Raw genomic sequence first — 6,732 nt, forward strand, 5'->3', positions numbered from 1 at the left:
GTGGGCTGTCGGTGGGACGTGGGCTGTCGGTGAGAGGGGGGCGGTGGGAGGCGGGGTGGTGAGGGGCGGGGTGGTGCCGGCGAGGTCGCGGCGGAGGCCGGCGGCACGGCGGCGGGCGTCGCGCACCGACAGCGGCAGCGGCGACCAGCCGGCGAGCCGGCCCAGCTCGACGACGGGTGGGGCCACGGCGGAGCCGGCGAGCACGAGCTCGGGCGGGCCGTGGACGACGCTGCCGTCGGCGCGCACCTCGAGGACGGAGTCGGCGAACTGGGTGACCCGCTCGAGCCGGTGCTCGGCGAGCAGCACTGTGACGCCGAGGTCGTGGACGAGGCGGGCCACCGCGGCCAGCACCTCCTCGGCGGCGGTCGGGTCGAGTGCGGAGGTCGGCTCGTCGAGCACGAGCACCCGCGGCTGGGCGGTCATGACGGCGCCGAGCGCGACGCGCTGCTGCTCCCCGCCGGACAGGTCGACGAGCGGACGGTCGCGCAGCGGTGCCAGGCCCAGGAGGTCGAGCGTCTCCTCCACGCGCTTGCGCATCACCCCGGCCGGGAGCCCGAGCTGCTCCATCCCGAAGGCCAGCTCCTCCTCGACGGTGTCGGTGACGAAGCCCTTGAGCGGGTCCTGTGTCACGACGCCGACGACGTCGGCCAGCCGGCGGGGCAGGTGGTCGCGGGTGTCGCGCCCGGCCACCTGGACCCGGCCGGCGAGGAGTCCACCGGTGAAGTGGGGGACCCGGGCGCACGCCGCCCCGAGCAACGTCGACTTGCCTGCGCCGGTGGGGCCCACGACGAGGCACAGCTCGCCCTCCTCCACGGTGACGTCGACGTCGCGCAGCGCGGGCGCGGCCGCCCCGGGGTAGGTGACGGTCACCGCGTCGAAGCGGATCATCGGTGCTCCTCGGTGACGGCGGGGACGGCGAGCAGCGCGGCGGCGGCGAGCGCGCCGAGGGGCAGGCCGGGCCACGCGAGCGGGTCCGGGTGGGCGGGGGCCCCGGCGGTGACGACGATCCCGGCGGCGACGGCGCCGCACAGCGCGACGACCGTCTCGCGGCTCCGCCACGGCACCGGGCGGTACCGGGTGCGCCGCACCCGGCGGGAGGCGAGGGCCGCGGCGCCGCCGCCGACGACCGTGGCCAGCGCGAGGACCGGGGCGCCGAGCCAGCGGGGCACGGTGGCGTCGAGCAGCCCGTAGGTGCCGAGGCCGGCGAGGACGAGGGAGACGAGCAGGGCGAGGTTGACACCGCGGGACGCGCCGCCCCGGGTGTGGGCGTAGCCGCGGGAGTCCATGGAGGCGGCGAGCGCGATCGCCCGGTCCATGGCGTCGTGCAGCACCGGCTGGACGTACTGGAGCGCGGCGCGCGGACCGGTGGCCTGTACGCCGCGCAGCCGGCGGGCGCGCCGCACGTCCCGGACGGAGGCGACGAGCTGTGGGGCGACGGTGACCGCGATGACGACGGAGGTGCTGAGGTCGTGCAGCGCGCCGGGGAGGTGGCGCAGCACGTGCTTGGGGTTGGCCAGCGTGTTCGCGGCGCCGAAGCACAGGATGACCGCCGCCAGCGCGGCGGCGGTGTACAGCGCGGCGAGGAGACCTGGCAGCTGCACCGGGCCGAGGAGCGAGATGCCGCCCGCCCACTGCGGCAACGGCACCCGTGGCAGGGGCAGCAGGACCGGGCCCCCGGTGCGCAGCCCGAAGAGCACATGGAACGCCAGGCGGAGCACGACCACCGCCACCGCCACCGCGACGTACACCCGGAACACGCGGGTCCACGGCCCCGTGCCGCGGCAGCGGAGGACCACGGCCACCACCGCGGCGACGAGGAGCACGAGGCCCACCGGGTTGCCGGTGCGGGAGACGGCCACGCACGCCCCGGCCGCCCAGGCCCACCACGCGAGCGGGTGCAGCTCGCGCACGCGGGGGCGCGCCGCGGTGGTGCGCGGCGGGGCGGCGAGGGCGTCGGTGGTCACGTCAGGCCTGGCGGTTGCGCACGAGCCGCACGACGCCGAGAGCGATCAGGACCACCCCGGCGGCACCGAACCACACCCACGTGGGCACCCCGCCGCCGTCGTCGGACGTGTCAGCCGCGTCGTCCACCGGCTCGGCGGCGTCGTCGACCGACTCGCCGGCGGCGTCCACGGGCTCAGGGGTGTCGGTGGTGGCCGCAGGCCCCTCCGCGCCGTCGTCGGCAGGACGGGTGCCGACGGCTGCCGCGGCCTCGGCGGGGGTGAGGCCCGGGCCGGTGGAGCCGTCGTTGTACCGCCAGCCCTCGACGTCACCGGGGGCGGGGTCGACCGTGTCGGCGCCCGCGACATGGGCGGTCCACTCGCCCTCGCTGCCGGTCCAGTACGACCAGTAGCTCCCGTCGAACTCCTCCGGGCAGGGGTCGGGCAGAGAGTCGATGGCGCAGATCATGCCCGGGATCGAGTCGGTCGGGGTGAAGCCGGCCTGCTCGAGCGCCTCCCGCCCGCTGGCCGGGTCCCCGGTCGCGCAGCCGGTGCGCACCTCGCCGCCGAGGTCGGTGAAGTCGACGACGACGGTGACGCCGTCGGTGCAGCCGTCCATGTCCATGGCCGCGGCGGGCGCGGCCGGCACGAGCGCGGCGAGACCGAGGACGGCCACGGCCAGACCACCGCGAGGCAGGGGAGAGGAGGACATCGCAAGCGCCTTTCGGGCAGCGGCCACGGCAGGCTCCCGGACCGCCGGAGGGACGCCGCCGGCGCTTCGGGCTCCCTCCGCAGACCGCGACGGACAAGAGCCGAACGTCAGCCGGACCCAGGTACTCCGGCTCGTCGAGACTCGTCTCGACCTACGGTTGCGGGTCAGCGCCGGACTTCGACCGGCTTCCCCTCGGTCAGGCTCGACACCGACCATATCCCCTGTTGTGCCGCCGCGGAAGGACGGTCGACGCGCCGGGAGGTGCCATGCTGCGGTCATGGCATCGCGCATCTACACCCGGCAGGGCGACGACGGCACGACGGGCCGGTTCCTCGGCGGACGGATCTCCAAGGCCTCCCCGGTGGTGGCGGCGTGCGGCGACGTCGACGAGGCCGTCGCCGTCCTCGGCGTCGCCCGGGCCGGCTGCACCGACCCGGAGCTGGCCGAGCTCGTCCTGCGCGTCCAGCGCGAGCTCTTCGTCGTCGGGGCCGACCTGGCCACCCACCCCGACCGCCGCGCGAAGCTCGAGCCGGGCGTCTCCGTCGTCACCGAGGAGATGACCGCCGCCCTCGAGGCGCTGATCGACGAGCGGCTCGCGGCCCGCCCGCTGGAGCCGGTGTTCCTCGTGCCGGGGGCGACGCCCACCTCGGCGCACCTGGACCTCGCCCGCACCGTGGTGCGGCGCGCGGAGCGGCACGCCGTCGCCGCCCGTGAGGAGGGTGAGCACGTCGCCGAGCCGGTGCTGCACTACCTCAACCGGCTCTCCGACCTGCTCTTCGTGCTCGCCCGGGAGGCGAGCGGCCCGGGCCCTGAGCCGCGGAGCCACTGAACCGGCAGGTCACCGGCCCAAACCGGGTACAGGGCCGATCCCCTCCCGCTAGCCGTCCCACGTGACGGGTCTCACAAAGTCCGGCTGCGGGGAGGCAGCGATGGATGTCAACGAGGTCATCGTCTGGATCCTGATGATCTGCATGGTGCTCGGCGGCCTCGACCGGGCGATCGGCAACCGCTTCGGGCTGGGGGAGAAGTTCGAGGAGGGCTTCATGGCGCTGGGGCCGCTGGCCCTGGCGATGGTCGGTGTCGTGTCCCTGGCGCCGGTGCTGGCCAAGCTGCTCGAGCCGGTCATCGTCCCGGTCTACACCGCGCTCGGTGCCGACCCGTCGATGTTCGCCACCACCCTGCTCGCCAACGACATGGGCGGCTACCCGCTGGCGATCGAGCTGGCGCAGAGCGAGGAGGCGGGGCTGCTCGCCGGTCTCATCCTCGGCGCGATGATGGGCCCGACCATCGTCTTCACCATCCCGGTGGCGCTCGGGATCATCGAGCGCGAGGACCGCAGCTTCCTCGCCCAGGGCGTGCTCGCCGGGATGATCACCATCCCCTTCGGCGTCCTCGTCGGTGGTCTCGTCGCCGGGTTCCCGGCGACGATGGTGCTGGCCAACCTCGTGCCCATCGTCATCGCCGCCGCGCTCATCGCGGTCGGGCTGTGGCGCATCCCGGACCGGATGACCACCGGGTTCCTGTGGTTCGGCAAGTTCCTCGTCGCGCTCATCTCCGTCGGCCTCGTCATCGGGGTCTTCGAGTTCATGACCGGCGCGCGGATCATGCCCGAGGGCTGGGAGCTGGCCCCGCCCACCGACGGCCTGGAGATCGTCGCGCTCATCGGCATGATGCTCCTCGGCGCGTTCCCGGCGGTGCACCTCATCATCACCCTGGCCGCCAAGCCGCTGACCCGGGTCGGCACCCTGCTCGGGATGAACGACAAGGCCGCGGGCGGGATGATCGCCACGCTGGCGAACAACATCCCGATGTTCCAGATCCTCAAGGAGATGGACCCGCGCGGGAAGGTGCTCAACGTCGCCTTCGCGGTGAGCGCGGCCTTCACCTTCGGCGACCACCTCGGCTTCACCGCCGGAGTGGAGCGCACGATGATCTTCCCGATGATCGTCGGCAAGCTCTGCGCCGGCGTCACCGCCGTCCTCGTCGCCTTCCTCTTCTTCCGACGGCGCTACCCGGCCTTCGTGCCCGGGCAGCGGGTGGCCACCCCGGATCTTCAGGTCGAGGACGCCCCGTCGATGCCCGAGGCCCGCCCGTCCACCGACGAGGGCAGGTGAGCGGCGGTCATGCTCATCGCACGCGTGGTCGGCTCGGCCGTGTCGACGATCAAGGTGGACGGCCTGCGCGGGCTCAAGCTGCTCCTCGTCCGGGAGACCACCCCGCAGGACGAGCTGGTGGGCGACCCGTTCGTCGCCGTCGACGGGGTGGGGGCCGGCGTCGGGGAGGTCGTGCTCGTCGCCCGCGGCAGCGCCGCGCGGCAGACCGAGGCCACCGAGGGACGGGCGGTCGACGCGCTCATCATGGCGATCCTCGACTCCATCGAGGTCGACGGTCGACGCACCTTCGAGAAGTCCTGAGCGGATGTGGCCGTGACGACGACCAGGGAGCTGCTCAGCGTCGGCATCGACGTCGGCACGACGACCAGCCAGGTGGTGTTCTCCCGGCTGACCGTCCGCAACGCCCACCGGGTGGGCATGGTGCCGCGGATCGAGGTCGACGCGCGCGCCGTCGTCCACCAGAGCCCGCCGCACCCCACCCCGCTGCGGGGTCCGGACGAGGTCGACGTCGAGCAGCTGCTCACCATCGTGCGCGAGGAGTTCGCCGCGGCCGGGGTCACCCCGGACGACGTCGAGACCGGTGCGGTGATCATCACCGGGGAGACCGCCCGCACGAAGAACGCCGAGGCGATCCTCGCCGCCGTCTCGGGGCTGGCCGGCGACTTCGTCGTCACCGTCGCAGGCCCCAACCTCGAGTCGCAGATCGCCGGGCGCGGCTCGGGGGCGGCGGCGTACTCGGCGCAGGAGTACACCACGGCCGTCAACGTCGACATCGGAGGCGGGTCGTCCAACGCCGCGGTCTTCCGCTCCGGGCGCCACGTCGCCTCGGCCGCGATCATGGTCGGCGGACGCCAGCTCACCCTCGACCCGGCCACCGGCGTCGTCACCCACCTCGCGCCGCCGGGTCGGGCGATCGTCGCCGCCCGGGGCATCGACCTCGCCGAGGGGCGCCGGGCGGGCCTGGGGGCGCTGCGCGAGCTGAGCGACGCCATGGCCGACCACATCGTCGACCTCCTCCTCGGGGAGCCGGGCGGCCTGCCCGCCGGGGTGGCGCTCACCCCGCCGCTGCCACCACTGGGCCGCGAGGTCACCGCCGTCTTCCTCTCCGGCGGGGTGGGCCGGGCCTACTACGACGGCGACCCGGCCGGCTCGCTCGCCGAGATCGCAGCCTACGGTGATCTCGGCCCGCTCCTGGCGCACTCGCTGCGGCACAACCCGCGGTTGCGGGCGCTGCCGGTTCGCCGGCCGGCCGAGACCCTCCGCGCGACCGTGCTGGGGGCCGCGAGCCAGACCGTCACCCTGTCCGGGTCGACGATCTGGACCCAGGACGAGCTGCTGCCGCTGCGCAACCTGCCCGTCGTCGAGCCCGTCGTCGGTGACCCGGTGCCCGAGGTGAGCGTCGTCGCCGCCGGCCTCGACCACGCCGTCGGTCGCTGGGACCAGGAGACGGAGGGCAGCGTCGCGCTCGCGCTCGACCTGCCCGAGCACCTGGACTACCCCGCCATGCAGCGCGTGGCGCAGGCGGTGGCCGAGTTCGGGCGCGACCGCGGGGACGCCCCCGTCGTCCTCGTCACCGAGCACGACTACGCGCAGGTCCTGGGACAGAGCATCAAGGCGCTCACCCCGGGGCTGCCGCTCATCGCCATCGACCAGATCGGGCTCGGCGAGGGCGACTTCATCGACATCGGCACACCGATGCTGGACGGCCGCGTCGTCCCGGTGTCGGTCAAGACCTTGGTCTTCTACGAGTAAGGAGGCTGGACAGTGCGACAGCGGGAGGCACGCAGATGCTGCTGAGAACGAAGCTGTTCGGGCAGACCTACGAGTTCGGCTCGATCAAGGAGCTGCTCGCCAAGGCCAACGAGGAGAAGTCCGGCGACCAGCAGGCGGGCATCGCCGCCCGCTCCGCCGCCGAGCGGGTGGCGGCGAAGTTCGTCCTCGCGGAGGTCCCCCTCTCCGTCCTGCG

General features: G+C 74.3%; 8 protein-coding genes and 1 riboswitch. Of the genes, 5 read left to right on the forward strand and 3 right to left on the reverse strand.

Features of this window, described 5'->3' with window-relative positions:
• The 3 genes from Q0195_RS00005 to Q0195_RS00015 form a co-directional block, all read right to left on the reverse strand.
• Positions 1-888, reverse strand: an 888-nt coding sequence (locus tag Q0195_RS00005; protein WP_299272885.1) for an ABC transporter ATP-binding protein, incomplete at its 3' end; no start/stop codon positions are given.
• Positions 885-1,964 (reverse strand): CbiQ family ECF transporter T component, encoded by a 1,080-nt coding sequence (locus Q0195_RS00010; protein WP_299272888.1) that lies wholly within the window; start codon positions 1,962-1,964, stop codon positions 885-887. The genes Q0195_RS00010 and Q0195_RS00005, both read right to left, overlap by 4 nt.
• A gap of 1 nt (position 1,965) precedes the next feature.
• Complete coding sequence (locus Q0195_RS00015; protein ID WP_299272890.1) at positions 1,966-2,616, reverse strand: hypothetical protein; 651 nt, start codon at positions 2,614-2,616, stop codon at positions 1,966-1,968.
• A 131-nt stretch (positions 2,617-2,747) separates the two neighbouring features.
• Positions 2,748-2,880: riboswitch (cobalamin riboswitch) on the reverse strand.
• A 49-nt stretch (positions 2,881-2,929) separates the two neighbouring features.
• Here Q0195_RS00015 and Q0195_RS00020 point away from each other — a divergent pair.
• The 5 genes from Q0195_RS00020 to eutB all read left to right on the forward strand — a co-directional run.
• Positions 2,930-3,481 (forward strand): cob(I)yrinic acid a,c-diamide adenosyltransferase, encoded by a 552-nt coding sequence (locus Q0195_RS00020; RefSeq protein WP_299272893.1) that lies wholly within the window; start codon positions 2,930-2,932, stop codon positions 3,479-3,481.
• A gap of 100 nt (positions 3,482-3,581) precedes the next feature.
• Entirely contained in the window at positions 3,582-4,766 is a 1,185-nt protein-coding gene (locus tag Q0195_RS00025; RefSeq protein WP_299272896.1) for an ethanolamine utilization protein EutH, read from the forward strand.
• Between the two features lie 9 nt (positions 4,767-4,775).
• A complete protein-coding gene (locus tag Q0195_RS00030; protein WP_299272898.1) occupies positions 4,776-5,066 on the forward strand; it encodes a EutN/CcmL family microcompartment protein in 291 nt (96 codons plus the stop codon).
• A 12-nt stretch (positions 5,067-5,078) separates the two neighbouring features.
• The gene (locus Q0195_RS00035; protein WP_299272900.1) at positions 5,079-6,518 is read left to right on the forward strand and encodes an ethanolamine ammonia-lyase reactivating factor EutA; all 1,440 of its coding nucleotides are present in this window, start codon (positions 5,079-5,081) and stop codon (positions 6,516-6,518) included.
• A 35-nt stretch (positions 6,519-6,553) separates the two neighbouring features.
• Positions 6,554-6,732 (forward strand): ethanolamine ammonia-lyase subunit EutB (eutB, locus tag Q0195_RS00040; RefSeq protein WP_299272903.1); only part of this gene is annotated, 179 nt, incomplete at its 3' end.

It is taken from the genome of uncultured Georgenia sp. (assembly GCF_937958535.1).
Classification (GTDB): domain Bacteria; phylum Actinomycetota; class Actinomycetes; order Actinomycetales; family Actinomycetaceae; genus Oceanitalea.